Below are 18,066 nucleotides of genomic sequence, written 5' to 3'. Positions count from 1 at the left end.
GCCCGGTGCCGATCAGTATTCCTGCCAGGTCGTGGCGACCCCACGATCACTGATAGGTACCCCAGCCATGGCCCGCTCGCAGGCGAAATCCACCGCGACCGGCGCTTCGGCCACGTAGAACTGAGATCGCAACCAGTCCTGCGCGGTTGCACATTTGTTGCGGAAATCGGCGATGACCTGACGGCTGTCGTAGCGCACAAACCCCGCCCAAAGCTCAAGCTGTTCGGTGGTGCGTGTGCCATTCGCGCCCGCCCTGAACTCGCATCGGACGGTCATGTCCCGGTCGGTGCTCGATGCCTCCACATCGACGCCCATCCCGTGAAAGCCCTCGAAGCGCCACGCCACGCCCGAGCCGGATCCAGACCCCAGATAGGCCGCGCCCCGAGCGGAACGCCGGTCAATCTCGGCCCCGATCCCGGTGCAGAACTCTTCAAGGACACTGTGGTGGTCTTCGAACACGACCTTGAAATATGATGCGAGTCCCCGCCGGCTGGCAGGGCCCCAGAGACCATCGATGGATCCGGCATAGAGCCCCTGTCGCTTCAGCGCCTCCTGCAGGGTGCGGATCTGCTGGCGGGTCATGTTGCCCGCGATCGGCAGGTCGATTTTCGCGATCTCCGGCATGGGGATGTTGGGCGGCTGCCAGCCTTGGGCGGGCAGAAGGGTCAGAGCCGCCGGATTGTTCAGCTCGGACGCCAGATCCCACGCATAGCTCGGGTTGTCCTCGCGTGCGAGCGCGCTGACCACGATCAGGGTCCTGAGAAGGTCCTCCCCGGCATCCGCAGCCATGGCGAAGGCCAGCGCCGTTGCCCCGTCCCTGTTTGTCATGTTCGGATCGGCGGACCCGAAACGCAGCAGGTCCCGCACCATCGCCAGCGCCGTGTCCGCCTCGGATGCGGCTGCGATCATCAAGGGGGTTCGGCCTTCTCTGTCCCGGGCATTCGCATCCGCCCCCATGGACAGAAGGGTCGCCAACAGATGCCGGTCGCCACGCGCCACCGCCGTGAAGAGGGCCTGACCCAGCGCTGCGGCGGGCAGCTTGCGCCTGATCTGCGCTTTGAGCGTGGCGATCTGCGACCCGCTGTCTTCTGCAATGGGCGACTTCGCCAGGGCTGCCGTGAATGTCTCGCCGGTCCTCGCGATCCGAGTGGTATCCGCACCCAGGCTGAGCAGCGCTTGAATCGTCTCCTCATTTCCGGCTTCCGCGGCATGGATCAAGGCGGTCTTGCCCGTCAGGGGCGCAAGCTGATCCACATCTGCGCCATTCTCAACCAGCAGGAACACGCTCTCAAGCGATCCAAAAGCCGCCGCCATCGAAAGCAGCGAGGGCGCCATCGGTGTGTTCAAAACCAGCTCGGGCGTTATGAGCGTGGCGAGCCCGTCGAGGTCATTCCGCTTGATCGCCTCCAGCGCGGCGCGTGCGGTTGCTTGGCGGTCAAACATCTGGCTCAGATCGGTCCAACGCTCGGATGGAAGTGCAAAGAAGAAAACACCGCCTTCATCCGGGTTTCGCTGAACCACCCCCAGCACGGACCCATCCCAGCTCAATGCCGCAGTGTCATGTTTCCAGGCCGGGAACGCGCTCGCAATGCGCGGGTTCCGGAACTGTGACGCCCTGTCCCGACCAATGTCATAGGTCGAAAAATCCCCCGCCAGGGTTAGCCGCCCCACGGAACTGCCCGATGGGTTCGTGAACAAGAACCGATCAAACTGCCCCGACCCGGTGAAGCTTTCGCCAAATGCGAGGGGCGCGAAGCTATGCCTGCGCCCGCCCAGCTGGTCGTTGAAGCGATTGACCTCGCCCACCGAGACCACGGCCACATCCTGCGTGTCTGGCAGGATTTGCAAGCGCACCGGCAATGCCAGGGGGACGCGCGTTCTGGCCGCGGCTTGTGTCGTGCCGCTTGCGAGGTCGATCTTCTCGATCTCTCCGGACCGCTCGATCACGTAGATCGACAGGCCATCGGGCGAGAATGCAGCCATTTCAGGGGAGACCTTGTCGGGCGCGATCCGGCGCAGCGTCCCGGATGTGACGTTGAACAGATGAAGCGCGTTTGGCGCAGCTTGCGTCTTGACCAGCAGGTTCTGGCCCAAGGGATCGAACTGAAAGACAGGGGGAGTGTAGACCAGGTCCAGGTCGAACCGCGCAATCTCGGACCCGTCGGGCAGCGCGTAGAGCGTGACACCGTCATCATGGGTTCCGATGGCGACCTGCCTTCCATTCGGTGAGACCGCGATGCCCGCCGCCTGCCCGACGATCAACCCGTCGGTTTGCGTGTTCCCGAGCAGATCAAACGCCCTGAGCCGCAGCCCGTCGCCCGCGTAGAAGGTGCCGTCCGGGCCAAAGGTCTGCGCGGTGAGCGTGTAGGAGTTGTGATCCACCGGAAACTCCGCCACGGGCTCGAAGGCCTGCGACGCCAGAGGTGCAATGCCGCAAAAGGTCAAAACCGCGAGCGCAGCGACCCGCGAGGCCCGTGTCGTAGGATCAGATTGCTGTGTCATCTCGTTGTCCTCGGATTGGGGGTGCCCGCCCGTCGCCTGAGGCCCCGGGCTTTTGCGCATCGCGGGCCCGTCTATCGCCACCGTTCGAAATACGTTCTGCTGTTGGGAAAGCAGCTGGTGAACACGCCCGCGCCCAGCTGTTGGCAACACCGGGTGCACCCGCCCCGGGTGTTGTTCGGCCAGGTGACACAGGTCTGAATACACGCGGCGACATCGTTCGCGGCGCTGGGTCTGGATTGCTGACCTCTGGGCGGTTGCGCCGGGCTTGATCGCGAGAACGCAGAGAGTTGCGCCCGCATGCGCGCCGCCAGCTCGTCTTCTTCGGAGCCCTGGACCCTGTTGTCCCAGATCTCTTCTCGCGCGGCCCTGACCTGTCGATCGCGGTCTTCGCGGATTTGGCGCAAGCCCCGGTTCAACAGGGTCTGCGCCTCTTGCACCGACAGATCCCCATCCTGAACGGCGCTTTGCAGCCCTTCCACCGTCTGATCGAGAATGGCTTGCAGGTCGGTAGGCAGCGCGTTGGGTTGATCCGCGCCGCCGGGGCCCGTCGTGGCGGAAAACCTCGGAGCGGGGGCGGTATCTCCGACCGGACCCAAGGCGTCCGCATCCGCGATGACGCCATCCAACGCGCCGAGGGTCGTGCGGATGCTTGCGTCCAACTCCTTCAGGGCCTGCTCGGTCAGCTTTTTCGAAAGCGCGCCGGCCCCGGCATCGGGGCGTCGACCATTCAGGTCCTCAACGGCGTCAGTGATCGTGTCGAGCTCTTCCTGATCGAACCGCAAGCAGGCGTCGCGCGCGGCCTCCAGTTCTTCCCGGGCGGTGCAGATATTGCGGCTTTCGCGCTCGCATGCGGTGTAGATGACGGCCTCGCCCGCGCATTGCTGCTGCGGGGGACGGCGCCCATTGTAATAGGCGTCGCGATCCTGCTGGACCAGCCTGTCCTCGCGGGCGACGCAGCCCCGGAACCGGGCTTGGGCCGCCGAGACGCTCATTCTGGCGGCGGCGAAGCGGATGCTGGTGTCGCAGGAGCTTTGTCCAAAGGCCTGTAACGGCATGGCCGCCAGACAGAAAAGGGACAGGAAAAAACTTCGAAACAGCACGGTGCAGGTCGGATTTGGCGTCAAGAAATGACACAGCGTGCCGCGGGCGCAGGCTCTGTGTCAAGCGCGCGGGCCTCAAGCGCTCTTGCGCAGCGCTGCAGGATTTCGACCTGTCCCCCGGTCGGTGTTGTCGATGTCGCAAACGGGGCCGCCCGGTGCGCGCTGGCGATCTCGGGTCGAGACAGCGTTGCGGCGATGCTCCGGGAACGGGTCCCAGCTTGGCCCTGTGGTACGCTGTCGATCCGTCGGGGCGCTTTGGCCCCCGTAAAGGACGTCTGATTACAGCGCGAGACCTTCCAGATGGGTCCGCAGCGCGTCCTCCTGCGCGGCGATCTCGGCGCAGATCCGCGTCACAACCGGAGGTGAGAACGCCCCGGCGACGTCCAGAACGTTCACGGTGCCGATCACCGGGCCATTGCGGATGGGCACATTCAGCGCGGCCCCGCAGCCGAGGCTTTCGATCAGCGCGTGGTCGGGAAAATAGATCGCGAACTCGGCGACCGAGTTCGCCACGAACACCTCACCACGCGTGACCACCATGTCCGTCCAGGCACCCTGTGCCATGGGCTTGGTGCCCGAGACGGGATAGGCCTCGGGATGCGAGCTGTAAGCGCGCCGTGCCAGACCGGCGTCCCGGTCCAGCACGGTGATCGTGAACAGGCGCCCGCCGATGGCCTCATGCAATTCTGCGAAGAAGGCGTCGGCGGAGCGCGGCGGGCTCATTCCTTTTCGACCAGCCGGTAGAAGACGTAGTCAGACGTGGCACCGTTGACGAAGCCCTGCACGTTGTCGCGCATGGCCACCTGCTTGATTGCCTGGAACATGATGACGAACGGCGCCTCGGCCTGGGTCGCCTTTTGCAGATCCATATACATCTCAAGCCGGGTGTCGGCGTCCTGCTCGGCCAGCGCCGCCATGGTCTTTTTGTTCATTTCTTCCGGCGGCATCCACGCGTTGCGCCATGTGGTGGTGGAGGCGTATTTGTCGTCGGAATTATCCGCGTTATAGGCAAAGGCCTTGGCGTTGGAATGGGGGTCCATGAAGTCCGGCCCCCAGTAGAGCATCATCGCCTCGTGGGTCCGCGCCCGGTACTTGGTGATGACCTGCGCGCCGGTGCCCGGAATGATTTCAAGATTGATGCCGCCCTCGGCGAAAGACGCCTGAAGCGCCTGAGCCATCTCGACAAAGGTCGGGGCCGAGATCACGTCCATGGTCACGTTGATCGGGGTCTCCACCCCGGCCTCGGACAGGATCTGGCGCGCCTTTTCGGGATCGTAGCCAAAGGGGGTCTCCGTGAGCGCGCCGGGAAAGCCGTCGGGCCAGAAGGCCTGATGCACCTTCATCTGACCTTTGAGCATGCCCTCGGCCATGCCCTCGTAATCCACCAGATAGCGCGCGGCCTCCCAGACGGCCGGATCCGTCAGGCTCTCGGTCTTCTGGTTGAACGACACCCAATGCACCGCCGCCTGGGGATAGGTCTCCACCCGGACGCCTTCGGCCGCGTCGAGCCCGGCGATCTGGCCCGGATCGAGGTTCTTGGCGATGTCGATATCCCCGGCTTCAAGCTGCAGGCGCTGGGTCGCGCCCTCGGGATTGTGCTGGATCACCACCCGCTCCATGGCCGGGCCGCCCTGATAATAGTCCGGATTGGCCGTGAGCGAGAGGATATCCGCAGGCCGGTAGGTGCCGAGGCTGAAGGGCCCGGTCCCGGCGGAATTCTTGTTCATCCAGGCGTGGCCCAGATCGCCATCAACCTCGTTGGCCATGACCGTTTCCATATCCACGATGGAAGCCGGGCGCGCCGCCAGCACGTTCAGCACAAAGGAGGGCGCGAACTCGCCCTCATAGCGGACCGTGACCGTGTTGCCCTCAGCCGTGACCATCTCGTCGATGTTCTCCGGGGTCCAGCCGAGTTGCTTGAGGATGAAGGCCGGGGCCTTGTCGAGTGTCACCACCCGCTTCCAGGAGCCGACCACATCCGCGCCGCGCAAAGGGTTGCCGCTGTGAAAGGTGACGCCGTCGCGCAGGGTGAAGGTCACCGTCTTGCTGGCGCCGTCGATCTCCCATTGCGTGGCGAGGGCAGGGGCCAGGACCGTGGTGTCCATGGCGTCATAGCGCACCAGCGTGTCATAGGTGTTCGCCACATACTCGCCCGAGCTGAACTCATAGGCCGAAGCCGGATCGATGGTCACGATGTCATCGATGTTCTGGGCCACCACCAGAATGGTGTCCGGCGTCTTTGCCCAGAGTGGCCCGGCCGCCAGAGCCGCCACCGCGACGCCCGCAAGTAAGGTCTTGGTCGAATGGTACATGTAAACCCCCGTGATTGGCCCGCGCCTCAGATCGAGGCCCTGAGCAGGTGCTGCGAATAGGGATGCGTGGCCTTCATGGCCCGAAGCGCCGCCACATCCATGATCTCGACAATCTCGCCGTCTTTCATCACTGCAAGCCGGTCGCACATATGGCCCACCACGCTCAGGTCATGGGACACCATGAGATAGGTCAGCCCGTGTTCCTGCCGCAGATCCGCGAGCAGGTTCAGGATCTCGGCCTGCACGGAAACATCTAGCGCGGAGGTGGGCTCGTCCAGCAGCAAGAGCTCGGGCTCGGGTGCGAGCGCGCGGGCAATCGCGACCCGCTGCCGCTGACCCCCCGAGAGCTGGTGCGGATAGCGAAACCGGAACTTCTGCCCCAGCCCCACATCATCCAGCAGCTTTATGACCCGCGTGTCGATATCCCTGAACCCGTGCAGATGCAGGGTCTCGCCCAGCACCGCATCCACGGAATGGCGCGGGTGGAGCGAGGCATAGGGGTCCTGAAACACCATCTGCACCTTCTTGTAGAAGGCCTTGGCGCGTTTCAACTCGATCTCCTGACCGCCCACGGCGATCCGACCGGACCAGGTGGGGGCCAGCCCGGTGATGGCGCGCAGGATGGTGGACTTGCCCGAGCCGCTCTCGCCCACAAGGCCAAAGCTCTCGCCCGCGGCCACGGAAAACCGCGCCTGCTTGACCGCATCCACCCGGTCGCGATCACGCCCGAACCAGACGTCGAGACCATCGATTTCCAGCATCGTCATTGGCGACCGCTCACACTTGGGGCTTCGGACCATTCCGGCGCACGGGTCAGCACCTCGAGCCGGTCGCGCGGCGCATCCAGCCGCGGCAGGGAATTCAGCAGGCCGCGCGTATAGGGGTGCTGCGCCTCGTGCAGCTTGTCCGCATCGCAGACCTCGACGATCCGACCGGCATACATGATCAGCACCCGGTCACAGAAATCCGCCACGAGGTTCAGGTCATGGCTGATGAAGATCAGGCCCATGCCCCGGTCCGTGACCAGCTTGTCCATGATGTCGAGCACCTGCCGCTGCACCGACACATCCAGCGCCGAGGTCGGCTCATCCGCGATCAGGATTTCGGGATTGGGGATCAGCATCATGGCGATCATGATCCGCTGGCCCATCCCGCCGGACATCTCGTGGGGATAGGCGCGCATCACCCTTTCCGGGTTGCGGATCGAGACCGCCTCCAGCATCTCCAGCGCTTTGGTGCGGGCCTCGGATTTCGAGGCCTTGGAGTGCAGGCGGTAGGCCTCCATGATCTGGTCGCCGATGGTCATCACCGGGTTGAGCGAGAATCTCGGGTCCTGCATCACCATCGAGATCCGCTGGCCGCGCACGGCCCGCATCTCCTTTTCGGATTTCTGCAACAGATCCACGCCGTCCAGGGCGATGTGATCGGCCTCCACGATCCCCGGGGGGCGGATCAGGCGCAGGATCGCGCGCCCGGTCATGGACTTGCCCGAGCCGCTTTCGCCGACGATCCCCAACCGCTCGCGCCCGAGGGTGAAGGACACCCCGCGCACCGCGTCGAAGATCCCCTGCCGGGTCGGGAATTTCACCCAGAGGTTTTCCACATCCAGAAGCCTGTCCATCATTCACCTGCCTTCGGGTCGAGCACATCGCGCAGGCCGTCGCCCAGCAGGTTGAAGGCCAGCGAAACGGTGAAGATCGCAAGCCCCGGCATGGTGGCGACCCACCAGTGATCGAGTATGAACCGACGCCCTTCCGAGATCATCGCGCCCCATTCCGGGCTGGGCGGCTGCGCGCCAAGGCCGAGAAAGCCGAGGCCGGCGGCGGCCAGGATGATCCCCGCCATGTCCAGCGTCACCCGCACGATCAGCGACGAGATGCAGAGCGGCCAGATATGCCGCGTGATGATCCGCAGACCGCCCGCCCCCTGCAGCTTGATGGCCGAGATGTAGTCCGACGAGCGGATGGTCAGGGTCTCGGCCCGGGCGATCCGGGCATAGGGAGGCCAGGCCGTGAGCGAGATCGCGATCACCGCGTTCTCGATCCCCGCGCCGAGGGCGGCCACGAAGGCGAGCGCCAGCACGAGCCGGGGGAAGGCGAGGAAGATATCGGTGATCCGCATCAGCACGACATCCATCCACCCGCCAAGATAGCCCGAAACCGTGCCCACCAGCAGCCCGACCACGGGCGCGATCAGCGCCACCAGCGCCACGATATAGAGCGTGATCCGCGCGCCATAGATCAGCCGCGAGAGGATATCCCGCCCCAGACTGTCCGTGCCGAGGATATGCCCTTCGGATCCCAGCGGTGCGAGGCGGTTGCCCAGATCCTGCACGAAGGGATCGTGGGGCGCGATCAGGGGGGCGGCGGCTGCGATCAGCACCAGCGCGACCAGAATGCCGAGGCCGATCATGGCCATGGTGTTGGACCGGAACGACAGCCAGCCCTGATAAAGCGCCGACAATTTCGCATGGCGCCGCGAGGTTGGCGTGTCCGTCAGGAGCCACGCCCGGAGGGTCTGGTCGGCCATCTATTTCGCCCTCGGATCGAAGACCTTGTAGAGAAGGTCCGAAAAGATATTGAGCAGGATGAAAATCAGCCCGACCACCACCGTGCCGCCCAGCACCGCGTTCATATCCGCGCTGAGAAGGGCCGTGGTGATGTAGCTGCCGATCCCGGGCCAGGAGAAGATGATCTCCGTCAGGACCGAGCCCTCCAGCAGGTTCGCATAGCTGAGCGCGATGACCGTGATGAGCTGCACCCGGATGTTCTTGAAGGCGTGCTTCCAGATCACATCCCATTCCGACATGCCCTTGACCCGGGCCGTGGTGATGTATTCGGCGCTGAGCTGTTCCAGCATGAACGACCGCGTCATTCGGCTGATATAGGCCAGCGAGAAATAGCCCAGCAGCGAGGCGGGCAGGATGATATGGCTGAAGGCGTCCTTGAAGACGTCCCAATTGCCGTCAAGGGCGGCATCCACAAGGATCAGCCCGGTCACGCTGGGCACCACGTCGACATAGAAGATGCCCACGCGCCCCGGTCCGCCGACCCAGCCGAGAATGCCGTAGAAGATCAAGAGCCCCATCAGACCCAGCCAGAAGATGGGCATCGAATAGCCCACCAGCGCGAGCACCCGGGCCACCTGGTCGATCCAGGATCCCTTGCGCGCCGCGGCGACCACGCCCAGCGGCACCCCGAGGATGACCCCGATGAGAATGCCGAGCGTTGCAAGCTCCAGCGTGGCGGGGAAGACGCGGGCGATGTCTTCGGAGACGGGCCGCGCGTTCAGCAGAGAGGTGCCGAAGTCCAGGTGCAGCACATCCCAGATGTAATAGCCGAATTGCACGATCAGCGGTTTGTCGAGCCCAAGCTCCAGAAAAACCGCGTCATAGGTCGATTGCGACGCCCGCTCGCCGACGATGGCCAGCACCGGGTCGATGGGCATCACCCGACCGATAATGAAGGTAATGAAAAGCAGGCCCAGCATCGTCACGGCAATGGAGCCGAGGGTCAGGGCCGTCGTTTTGATCCATGGGGGAAGGGACGCGCGCGCGCGCCCCTTCCCGTTGTCCTCGGAGAGGGCCATTTACTTTGTGACCTGCCAATAGGCGGCGGCGGTCACAGCCTGACCGGTGGACCAGTTCATGACATTCTCGCGCAGGGCAGATTGCTCGATCTGCTGGAACATCACCACGAAGGGGGATGTCTCGCGGAACTCGGCCTGGATCTCCTCGTACATCTTGATGCGCATGTCGCGATCATTCTCGACCACGGCGGCGTCGACCTTGGCGGTCAGACCACCGGTGTCCCAGCTGTTGCGCCAGGCCAGAAGGCCGGTCGCGTTGGCTTCGTCCGAGTTGTCCGGGTTATAGGCGAAGGTGCCGGCATTGGTCTGCGGATCCGGATAGTCCGGGCCCCAGGCCCCGAGATAGACGTCCAGCTCTCGCGCGCGGTAGCGGGCGAGGATCTGCTTGGCGGTGCCGACGGTGATGTTGACCGTGATCCCGGCCTGCGCCGCGGCGTTCTGGAAGCTTTGACCGATCTCGATCCGCTCCTGGGCTTCGCGCACACCGATCTCGATCTCGAGATTCTCGACCCCGGCAGCCGCGAGCAGCTCCTTGGCCTTTTCGATATTGTAGGAGAACGGGTTCTCATCCGACGCGCCGAGATAGGTCGCGGGCAGGAAGTTCTGATGGATCGTGTACTGACCCTTCAGGAAGCTGTCGCGCATGCCTTCATAATCGATCAGGTATTTGAACGCCTGACGGACCTCGGGCTTGGACAGTTCCGGATGCTTCTGGTTCAGGGCCAGATACATCAGGCGGCCCTTCAGCTCATCCTGGATCTTGACGCCCTCGGCCCCGGAGGCCCCGGCGATGTCCTCGGGGTTGAGGTTGCGGGCGATGTCGATATCGCCGCGCTCCAGCAGCAGGCGCTGGGACGCGCTTTCCAGCACATGGCGCACGATCACGCGCTCCATGGCGGGGGCGCCACCGTAGTAATCCGGGTTCGAGGTCAGCGTGACGCTCTCATTCGGCTTCCAGCTGTCGAGCTTGTAGGGGCCCGAGCCGGCGGAGTTCGTCTTGAGCCACTCGTTGCCCATGTCGCCATCGACCTCGTTGGCCATGACGGTTTTCATGTCCACGATCGCGCCGATCGTCGCCGTGAGGCAGTTCAGCACGAAGGAGGTCGCATAGCGCTTGTCCGTCGTGATCATCAGCTTGTTGCCTTCGGCGCGGATCGTCTCGGCCGCGTTCTCTGCGGTGAAGCCGAACTGCGTCAGGATGAAGGCCGGTGTCTTGTTCAGGATCACCGCGCGCTGCAGCGAGAAGGCCGCGTCCTCGGCGGTCACCGGGTTGCCCGAGTGGAAGGTGACACCCTCGCGCATGGTGAAGGTGATGGTCTTGCCGTCCTCGGAGACCTCCCAGCTTTCGGCCAGGTCGGGCTTGTAGCCAGCGGCCAGATCGTTCGGGTCGAGATTGACCAGACGGCTATAGACATTCCGGCTGATATCCGAGCCGGCGAATTCAAAGCTCTCGGCCGGGTCGATGGTGGTCACATCGTCGATCCGGTGCGCGATCACCAGCATGTTCGCAGGCGTCTCGGCGAAGGCCGAGAAGGATGTCACGCTCACCGCGAGGCCCAATGCGGCCCCGCTGAGCAATTTCGCAAAAGTATTCATTTTGGTCGTCCTCCGTTGTCGGGAATTGGAAAGTTTAACCCGGGTTATGCGCCCCAGGTTTTCTCGAGAACCCTAAGCCAGTTTCCCTGGCAGAGCTTCGTCATCAACGCATCGTCATAGCCGTGCTGGCGCAGGGCTGCCCGAAGTTTTGGCAGTCCGGCACAGGAGTTAAGCACGTCCGGCACGAGCGCACCGTCGTAATCCGAACCGAATCCCACACGATCCTCGCCGAGCGTTTCGATCAGGTGATCCAGATGGCGGATCATTTGCTCCAGCGGCACCTCGGACAGCTTCTTGCCATCCGATCGCAGAAAGGCGACCGCGAAGTTGAGCCCGACCATACCATCACTCTCGGCGATGGCGGCCAGTTGTTTATCCGTCAGGTTCCGCGCATGGGGGCAGATCGCATGGGCGTTGGAATGGGTCGCGACCAGCGGCTGGGTCGAATAGCGCGCCACATCCCAGAACCCCGCCTCGTTGAGATGCGACAGATCGATCATGATGCCGAGCTCGTTGCAGCGCCGCACAAGCCGCAATCCGTGGTCGGTCAGCCCCGGGCCGGTATCCGGCGAGCTGGGGTAGCGAAAGGGCACGCCATGGCCGAAAATCGTCTCGCGGCTCCAGACCGGTCCGATGGACCGCAGCCCCGCCTGATAGAGCACATCCAGAGTATTCAGTTCCGGATCAATGGCTTCCGCGCCCTCGATATGCAGGACCGCTGCCAGAATTCCGGAGTTCAGGCAGGCCTGCACCTCGGCTGCGCTGCGGCACACCGTCAACGCGCCCTGCTCTTCGAGGTCGAAGAGGATCGCCGCCTGCGCCATGACCACCGGGAAGGCATCCTCCCAATGGATCGGGTCGGGCAGGGGCATGTCATAGGTGTCCTTCAGCATCTCTTCGAGCTGACTGTCGAGATCCTTGGGGGAGGGGACATAGACCGCGAAAAGGCCCCCGCCGAACCCGCCCGCGCGGGCCGAGGGCACGTCGATCGCCCCGTCGCGCCCGGCGAGAAAGCCCTGCGCCGCCGTCGCGCGCCCTTCGGTGAAGAGCCGCAGCAATACGTCGTTATGCCCGTCGAATATGAGTGGTTGGGTCATGTGTTCCATCGGTGCCGCCCCCAAAGCGATCGCAACCGGGCCAGCGTAGGCCATATTTTCTCATAGACCATCCTTGAGTGAATGATAAAATATCATAGATCGATGAGATTTTTGCAGAGGCCCCCATGGCAGGACGCACCTGGCACAGCCTGCCGGAATACGAAGCACTGCGCGCGCTCATGGAAAGCGGGACCACCTCCAAGGCGGCGCTGCGTCTAGGGCTGTCGCAATCCGCCGTCAGCCGGTCCATCGCCAGTCTTGAGGCGCGGCTCGGGCGCATCCTGTTCGAGCGCGATGGCGGGCGCTTGCGTCCGACCTCGGAGGCGGCTCAGCTCAACCGGCGGCTCGATCCGTTGTTCGAGGCGCTCGACCGGATCGACGGGCCCACCGAGCCCGCACAAGAGACCCTGCGCCTCACCGCGCCGCCCAGTTTCGCCCATCGTTTCCTCGTGGGACATATGGCGACCTTCCTGACCGCCAACCCGCATTTCTTTGTCAGTCTCGAGGTCGCCTCATCGGAGGATGTGATCACCCGCATACAGGAGGATCGGTCCGATCTCGGGTTGTCGGGTGTGGATCTGACCCGGGAGGGGATCAAATTGACGCCCTATCGGCACTCCGAGGCAGTCTGCGCGATGCCTCAGGGTCATCCCCTGGCCGCGCGTGAGGTCGTCCGGCCCGAGGATCTCCATGAGCAGCCGCTGATCGCCCTGAGCCACCGGCACTCGCGCCGGGCGCAGTTGGAAAAGGTGCTGACCAACAGCCGCAGCATCCCGCGGATCGTGGCCGAGGCCTCGACCTCGTTCGCGGCGGCGGATCTGGCGCAGGCTGGGCTGGGTGTCACAGTCATCAATCCCTTCCCGGTGGTGCAGTATCGGTCCGGCGATGTGGTGTTTCGCAAATTCGCCTCACCCATCGAGTACCGGACCTATTTCGTGACCTCGGATCGCAAACCCACCCCGGCCATCGCCCGCGCCTTCATCCGACATGTGCGGCTCCACACGGTGAAAACGCCTTTCACCCAGTCGACCTGACGGCGGGGCGTGCTTCAGCGGGGTCGCTCCGGGACCGGCTGACTGGCGCGGTCAATCTGGGCTTCGATCTCGGTCAGAACCTCCGCTGAAAGTGGTCCATGGGCCAGTGCCCCGGCGATCTCGGTGATCTGGGCCTCGGTCCGCGCGCCGGGGATCGGGATGTTGTCCGGCGCCTTGGCCCAGATCCAGCCCAAGGCCCCTTGCACCAGAGACCGCCCATCGGAACAGAGCAACTCGCGGACCGCATCCAGCCGCGCGAGATAGTCGGGATTGGCTGTGCCATCCTTGAAATACTCCATCCAGGTCTCGCCCGAGGCGCGGATGTCGTCCTTGCCCAGACGTTCGGTGGCCCCGTATTTCCCGGTCAATACCCCCATGGCGAGTGGAGAGCGGATGAGCCTCGCGAGATCATGGTCCCGGGCGGTCGTTTGTACGTTTTCCGCATCGAAAAAGACGTTCATCGCATGCTCGATGGCCACGAACCCGTCGCGCTTGGCCATGGCGGCAGTGCGGTCCGAGAAATCCGTGCTCCACCCGAAGGCGCGGATCTTGCCGCTTTGGCGCACCTCTTCCATGGCGTCGAAGATCGCGGCGGCCTCGGCAATCGGCATCTCGTTCTGGTGCAGCAGAACAAGGTCGATCCGGTCGCGGTTCAGACGCGTGAGACAGGCCTCGATGGCCGGTTGCACGTCCTCCGGGGTGGGCATGTCGAAGGAGAGCTGCTTGCTCTGCTCGTCGATACCGATGCCGATCTTGGTGACGATCATGGCATCGGGGCGGTCGGCCAGCGCCCGGGCCAGTAGGCGCTCGGAATGCCCGGCCCCATAGGCCGCCGCCGTGTCGAACAGGGTGATCCCTCCGTCGAGGGCGGCATGGATGGTACGGATGGACATGCCATCCTCGGCATTGCTGTAACCGAGGGACTGGTCGCCCGAGAACATCGGTCCGCCGATGGGCCAGCACCCCATGCCCAGGGGCGCAATCTGGGTGTCGAGAAACTCCATAGCTCTGCTCCTTGTGCTGTCGGAGGCAGGGTATGGATCGGGCAGGTGCAATTCCACGACACAAACTGTACGGTTCATTTCATGAGTGAAATGAACTTCGATTGGGATGATTTGCGGCTGTTTCTGGCCGTGGCACGTGGCCAGGGGCTGGCGCGGGCGGTGGACGTCACGGGCAAGAGTGCGCCAACCTTGGGGCGTCGGATGCTGTCGCTGGAGCGGCGGCTGGGGCAGGAGCTCTTTGAGCGGATGCCCCGGGGCTATGCGCTCACAGAGGAGGGGCAGGCGTTTTTCGAGAAGGTCAGCCGTCTGGAGGCCCAGCTGGTGCCCATGGTCGAGACCGGACGACCAGAGCGACCTTTGATCAAGATCTCCGCCGGGAGCTGGATCACCGCGCTGCTCTGCCGCCGCTTGCCCGAGCTGGTCGGGACGAGCGGCGCGCGTCTGCGGTTCATATCCGCCGAGGAGGTGCTGAGCATCACGCGGCGCGAGACCTTGATCGGGGTGCGGAACCAAGGCCCGGAGGATCCCCTGCTCGCCGGGCGCAAGATCGGACGGATCCGATTTGCGACCTATGCCATCGACCGTACGGAAAGGCCCTGGATCCGGGTCATGGGGGCGACGCCCTCGTCGCGTTGGGTGGCGGCCCAGGGAGGTTCGGAGACCGGAGTCGAAGTGACCCATCCCCGCAACGCGCTGGATCTGGCGCTGGCGGGGGCCGGACGGGCTGTGCTGCCATGTTTCGTCGGGGATCGGGAGACCGGGTTGCAGCGGGTCTCGGACGAGATCGACGAGCTGGCCCATGATCAATGGCTGGTCATGCATCAGGATGACCGCCACATCCCTGCCGTCCGTGCGGTGATCACGCGGCTCGTGGCCATCCTGAAGGACAATTGCAGCGGAGCGTGACGCGCCGACTGCATGCAGTCGGCGCCGACGTGCTGCGTGATCCTCTGCGCGCCTTTTGCGGAGATCTCGGGTGAGGGGCAGTATCCTCCGCCGCGCGCGGGGCACGCGGCTAGCTTGCCAGCAGATCCGCCAGCTGCCCCGCGCCCGATTGCAGCACGGGCAGAAACCGCAGCAATCCGGTCAGATCGTGACGCTGGACCGGCGCATGCACGGCCAGCGACGCCACGAGACGGCGTTGATCGTCGAGGATCGGCACGGCCACAGCGGCCATGCCCGCCATGAATTCTTCATCATCGGTGGAGAACCCGTTCCGCGAGATCGCATGCAGTTCCGCGCGCAGCGCGTCCGGTTCCGTCAGCGTACGCTCGGTACTCCGGGGCAGGCTGCCTGCCGCAAGAAACCCCTCCAACGTCTTGCGCCGCAGGGTCGAAAGATAGAGCTTCCCGCTCGCCGTGCAATGAAACGGCACCTGCGTGCCCACGGCCAGCTGGATCCGCAGGGGCCATTTCGTCTCAACGCGGTCGAGATAGATCATCCCCTCCCGGTCCGGGATCGCGAGGTTGCAGGTCTCGCCGATCTCTTCCGCCACCCTGCGCAGGATCGCCAGACGGGCGGTGCGCAGGTATGCGGAGGACATCGTATTCACCGACAGGCGCCGGAGCCGCGGCCCCGGCCCATAGGACCGCCCATCGAGATCGCGCTGCAGGAAGCCCTCGGCCTCGGCGGTCTGCAGAAGGCGATGCACGGTGGGTTTGGCCAGCCCGAGTGCGTCGATCAGATCAGACGGTTTGAGGGGCACGCCGCGGCGCGCCACCTCCTCGAGGATCAGAAGCAACCGCAGGTTCGTGGGAATCTGGGCGTCTTTCTCATGTGTTACCGTCTCATCCATACCGCTATGGGTTACTTATTCGGCAGCAGGATCAAGGCCAAATCGGGCACCAGCGACACCAGGAACCACACCGAGATCAGTGCCACAAGATAAGGCACCGTGTAGCGCAGAAGCCGGAAATAGGGCACGCCGGTGACCCCTGAGGCCACATAGAGGTTAAGCCCGTAAGGCGGTGTGATGAACCCGATCGAGGCCCCCACGAGGAAGATCACCGCGAAGTGGATCGGATCGACCCCGACACTGGCCGCAATCGGCGCAAGGATCGGCGCGAGGATGATCGTCACCGGCAGGCTTTCCAGCACCATGCCCGAGAAGAACACGATGATCATCGCCGTGAACAGCACCGCATGGTAGCCGCCCATGGAGGTTACGAAATCCCCGATCACCTGCTGCGCCCCGAGGAGCGACAGGATCTGCTGCATCACCACCGAGATGGCGATGAGCGGCGCGAGGATCCCGGTGATCTCGGCCGAGCGCATGGTGATCCCGGGGATCTGGCGCAGGGTGAAGCCCTCGACGACCAGCATCTCGCCATAGCTCTTCTCTTCCCAGGTCTTGTCCGTGCGCAGGCTCAGCACCTTGGTCAGCAGCCACGATACGAGGCCCGCGATGATGCAGAAGCCCACGGTCACGCCCGCCGCCTCGGTGGGAGAGAACTTGCCCGTATAGATCCCCCAGAGCACGAGGCCGATGGCAAAGAAGCCGAGCCAGGCGCCAAAGGCAGTCTTCAGGACGCGGTTCAGCTGCAGCGGGATGATATAGCCCCAGCCGTTGATCCGGCAGATGATCCAGCAGGCGAGCTGCATGCCGACCACCATCAGCGTGCCGGGAATGATCCCTGCCACGAAGAGATCCGAGATCGGCAGGTTCATCAGGAAGCCATAGACGATGAAGATGATCGAGGGCGGGATGATGATCCCCACCGTGCCACCCGCCGCCGCGGTGGCCGCCGAGAAGCGCTCGTCATAGCCGCCCTTGACCATCTCGGGATGCAGCATCGAGCCGATGGTCGCCGTGGTGGCCGAGTTCGAGCCCGAGATCGCCGCGAAAAGCCCACAAGCGCCCAGCGACGCCATGGCGAGACCGCCGCGCAGCCAGCCGAGACAGGCATAGGCGAAATCCGACAGCCGCCGCGCGATGCCTGACTTGTTGATCAGGTCCCCGGTCAGAATGAAGAGCGGCATCGCCAGCAGGGCAAAGCCCTTGTTGAAGACGTTGAGGATCTCGGCGCCCATATTGTCGAGCGTCAGGCCCAGCACGAAGGAGCAGCCGACCACCCAATAGGCGATCACCAGAAAGACCGGCACGCCCAGCATGAACAGGAATGTGACCCCAACCGAGATCAGTGTGACAAGAGTTCCGTCAGCCATCAGACATCTCCTCCGATCACGGCCTGCTTGATCAGCGGCGCACCGGTTCGCAGGTTCTTGGTGTCATCCTGAATGTTCTCGACCGCGCGCGCGGCCATCAAGGTGGCGGCGATCGGGGCCGAGAGCAGGAACCACCACTGCATGGTGTTGTCCGTGCCCAGCACGATCTGGAAGTTCGACGCCGAAAGCGCCACAACCCGCAGGGTCGTCACCAGCAGGATCAGCGCAAAGCCGAACCACAGGGCGAAATCGAGGCAGAGGCAGGCATATTGCGCCTTGCGGGGCATCACGGTCCGGAATTCGGAAAAGCTCAGATGGGTCCTCAGGCGGATGTTATAGGCCCCGCCGAAGAGCGCCATGATCATGAAGAGGAACGGGGGGATCGTCGTCGACCAGGGTTGCTGGTTCGAAAAGATGAAGCGATCGATCACGCCCCAGAAGATGATCCCGGCGGTCGCGAGATAGCAGGTCACCATCACCGTGCGCTCGAAATAGCGTTCGACGATCGGGACATGGTGATAAACCCATGCCAGAGCCAGGCCAGACATCGCCAGAAACACCGCCCCGAAAATATAGACTGTGTTGGGGGTCAGTGCCTGGCGGATTGTCCAGGAATCCTGACTGCCCAGGGCGCTGATCAATGCCCCCAAATCGGACCAGATCTCCAT

General features: G+C 64.0%; 16 protein-coding genes. 2 read left to right on the top strand and 14 right to left on the bottom strand.

Annotated elements, in window-relative coordinates:
- Positions 1–12: 12 nt before the first annotated feature.
- The 10 genes from ACP15I_RS14805 to ACP15I_RS14760 form a co-directional block, all read right to left on the bottom strand.
- Complete coding sequence (locus ACP15I_RS14805; RefSeq protein WP_424975687.1) at positions 13–2,502, bottom strand: ankyrin repeat domain-containing protein; 2,490 nt, start codon at positions 2,500–2,502, stop codon at positions 13–15.
- A gap of 71 nt (positions 2,503–2,573) precedes the next feature.
- Complete coding sequence (locus tag ACP15I_RS14800; RefSeq protein ID WP_424975686.1) at positions 2,574–3,494, bottom strand: hypothetical protein; 921 nt, start codon at positions 3,492–3,494, stop codon at positions 2,574–2,576.
- 387 nt (positions 3,495–3,881) lie between these two features.
- Positions 3,882–4,325, bottom strand: a complete 444-nt coding sequence (locus ACP15I_RS14795) for a GAF domain-containing protein (protein WP_424975685.1) — start codon at positions 4,323–4,325, stop codon at positions 3,882–3,884.
- Positions 4,322–5,914 carry an ABC transporter substrate-binding protein gene (locus ACP15I_RS14790; RefSeq protein ID WP_424975684.1) on the bottom strand — a complete coding sequence of 531 codons (1,593 nt, stop codon included), beginning with the start codon at positions 5,912–5,914 and terminating at the stop codon, positions 4,322–4,324. Before ACP15I_RS14790 ends, ACP15I_RS14795 begins: the two co-directional genes overlap by 4 nt.
- 26 nt (positions 5,915–5,940) lie before the next feature.
- Positions 5,941–6,681, bottom strand: a complete 741-nt coding sequence (locus ACP15I_RS14785) for an ABC transporter ATP-binding protein (RefSeq protein WP_424975683.1) — start codon at positions 6,679–6,681, stop codon at positions 5,941–5,943.
- A complete protein-coding gene (locus ACP15I_RS14780) occupies positions 6,678–7,535 on the bottom strand; it encodes an ABC transporter ATP-binding protein (protein WP_424975682.1) in 858 nt (285 codons plus the stop codon). Before ACP15I_RS14780 ends, ACP15I_RS14785 begins: the two co-directional genes overlap by 4 nt.
- Positions 7,535–8,443, bottom strand: a complete 909-nt coding sequence (gene nikC / locus ACP15I_RS14775; protein ID WP_424965299.1) for a nickel transporter permease — start codon at positions 8,441–8,443, stop codon at positions 7,535–7,537. Before nikC ends, ACP15I_RS14780 begins: the two co-directional genes overlap by 1 nt.
- The gene (locus ACP15I_RS14770) at positions 8,444–9,502 is read right to left on the bottom strand and encodes an ABC transporter permease (RefSeq protein ID WP_424965298.1); all 1,059 of its coding nucleotides are present in this window, start codon (positions 9,500–9,502) and stop codon (positions 8,444–8,446) included.
- Positions 9,503–11,098 carry an ABC transporter substrate-binding protein gene (locus ACP15I_RS14765; protein ID WP_424965297.1) on the bottom strand — a complete coding sequence of 532 codons (1,596 nt, stop codon included), beginning with the start codon at positions 11,096–11,098 and terminating at the stop codon, positions 9,503–9,505.
- Between the two features lie 44 nt (positions 11,099–11,142).
- The gene (locus ACP15I_RS14760; RefSeq protein ID WP_424975681.1) at positions 11,143–12,195 is read right to left on the bottom strand and encodes a dipeptidase; all 1,053 of its coding nucleotides are present in this window, start codon (positions 12,193–12,195) and stop codon (positions 11,143–11,145) included.
- Positions 12,196–12,320: 125 nt separating this feature from the next.
- Between ACP15I_RS14760 and ACP15I_RS14755 the strand changes: the two genes are divergently transcribed.
- Positions 12,321–13,229 carry a LysR substrate-binding domain-containing protein gene (locus tag ACP15I_RS14755; protein ID WP_424975680.1) on the top strand — a complete coding sequence of 303 codons (909 nt, stop codon included), beginning with the start codon at positions 12,321–12,323 and terminating at the stop codon, positions 13,227–13,229.
- 14 nt (positions 13,230–13,243) lie between these two features.
- Here ACP15I_RS14755 and ACP15I_RS14750 read toward each other — a convergent pair whose 3' ends face one another.
- Positions 13,244–14,233: an aldo/keto reductase gene (locus ACP15I_RS14750; RefSeq protein WP_424975679.1), complete on the bottom strand. Its 990-nt coding sequence runs from the start codon at positions 14,231–14,233 to the stop codon at positions 13,244–13,246.
- A gap of 81 nt (positions 14,234–14,314) precedes the next feature.
- Between ACP15I_RS14750 and ACP15I_RS14745 the strand changes: the two genes are divergently transcribed.
- Positions 14,315–15,139 (top strand): LysR family transcriptional regulator, encoded by an 825-nt coding sequence (locus ACP15I_RS14745; RefSeq protein WP_424975678.1) that lies wholly within the window; start codon positions 14,315–14,317, stop codon positions 15,137–15,139.
- 109 nt (positions 15,140–15,248) lie between these two features.
- Here the strand turns inward: ACP15I_RS14745 and ACP15I_RS14740 are convergent, their stop codons facing one another.
- From ACP15I_RS14740 to ACP15I_RS14730, 3 genes are read right to left on the bottom strand one after another with little or no spacing between them, the layout of a single operon-like run.
- Positions 15,249–16,028, bottom strand: coding sequence for an IclR family transcriptional regulator (locus ACP15I_RS14740; protein WP_424965292.1), 780 nt, complete (start codon positions 16,026–16,028; stop codon positions 15,249–15,251).
- 11 nt (positions 16,029–16,039) lie between these two features.
- Entirely contained in the window at positions 16,040–17,398 is a 1,359-nt protein-coding gene (locus ACP15I_RS14735) for a TRAP transporter large permease (RefSeq protein ID WP_424965291.1), read from the bottom strand.
- Positions 17,398–18,066, bottom strand: coding sequence for a TRAP transporter small permease (locus ACP15I_RS14730; RefSeq protein WP_424975677.1), 669 nt, complete (start codon positions 18,064–18,066; stop codon positions 17,398–17,400). The genes ACP15I_RS14735 and ACP15I_RS14730 overlap by 1 nt, the downstream gene beginning before the upstream one ends.

The organism is Dinoroseobacter sp. S124A, from assembly GCF_049801015.1.
Lineage (GTDB): Bacteria > Pseudomonadota > Alphaproteobacteria > Rhodobacterales > Rhodobacteraceae > Dinoroseobacter.
This window is presented reverse-complemented; position numbering and strand designations above follow the sequence as displayed.

Coding starts and splice junctions, on each gene's coding strand:
- ACP15I_RS14765 (WP_424965297.1), bottom strand. CDS start 11,098: ATGAATACTTTTGCGAAATTGCTCAGCGGGGCCGCATTGGGCCTCGCG.
- ACP15I_RS14730 (WP_424975677.1), bottom strand. CDS start 18,066: ATGGAGATCTGGTCCGATTTGGGGGCATTGATCAGCGCCCTGGGCAGT.
- ACP15I_RS14750 (WP_424975679.1), bottom strand. CDS start 14,233: ATGGAGTTTCTCGACACCCAGATTGCGCCCCTGGGCATGGGGTGCTGG.
- ACP15I_RS14740 (WP_424965292.1), bottom strand. CDS start 16,028: ATGGATGAGACGGTAACACATGAGAAAGACGCCCAGATTCCCACGAAC.
- ACP15I_RS14735 (WP_424965291.1), bottom strand. CDS start 17,398: ATGGCTGACGGAACTCTTGTCACACTGATCTCGGTTGGGGTCACATTC.
- ACP15I_RS14785 (WP_424975683.1), bottom strand. CDS start 6,681: ATGACGATGCTGGAAATCGATGGTCTCGACGTCTGGTTCGGGCGTGAT.
- ACP15I_RS14760 (WP_424975681.1), bottom strand. CDS start 12,195: ATGACCCAACCACTCATATTCGACGGGCATAACGACGTATTGCTGCGG.
- ACP15I_RS14745 (WP_424975678.1), top strand. CDS start 14,315: ATGAGTGAAATGAACTTCGATTGGGATGATTTGCGGCTGTTTCTGGCC.
- nikC (WP_424965299.1), bottom strand. CDS start 8,443: ATGGCCGACCAGACCCTCCGGGCGTGGCTCCTGACGGACACGCCAACC.
- ACP15I_RS14780 (WP_424975682.1), bottom strand. CDS start 7,535: ATGGACAGGCTTCTGGATGTGGAAAACCTCTGGGTGAAATTCCCGACC.
- ACP15I_RS14805 (WP_424975687.1), bottom strand. CDS start 2,502: ATGACACAGCAATCTGATCCTACGACACGGGCCTCGCGGGTCGCTGCG.
- ACP15I_RS14800 (WP_424975686.1), bottom strand. CDS start 3,494: ATGAGCGTCTCGGCGGCCCAAGCCCGGTTCCGGGGCTGCGTCGCCCGC.
- ACP15I_RS14795 (WP_424975685.1), bottom strand. CDS start 4,325: ATGAGCCCGCCGCGCTCCGCCGACGCCTTCTTCGCAGAATTGCATGAG.
- ACP15I_RS14770 (WP_424965298.1), bottom strand. CDS start 9,502: ATGGCCCTCTCCGAGGACAACGGGAAGGGGCGCGCGCGCGCGTCCCTT.
- ACP15I_RS14755 (WP_424975680.1), top strand. CDS start 12,321: ATGGCAGGACGCACCTGGCACAGCCTGCCGGAATACGAAGCACTGCGC.
- ACP15I_RS14790 (WP_424975684.1), bottom strand. CDS start 5,914: ATGTACCATTCGACCAAGACCTTACTTGCGGGCGTCGCGGTGGCGGCT.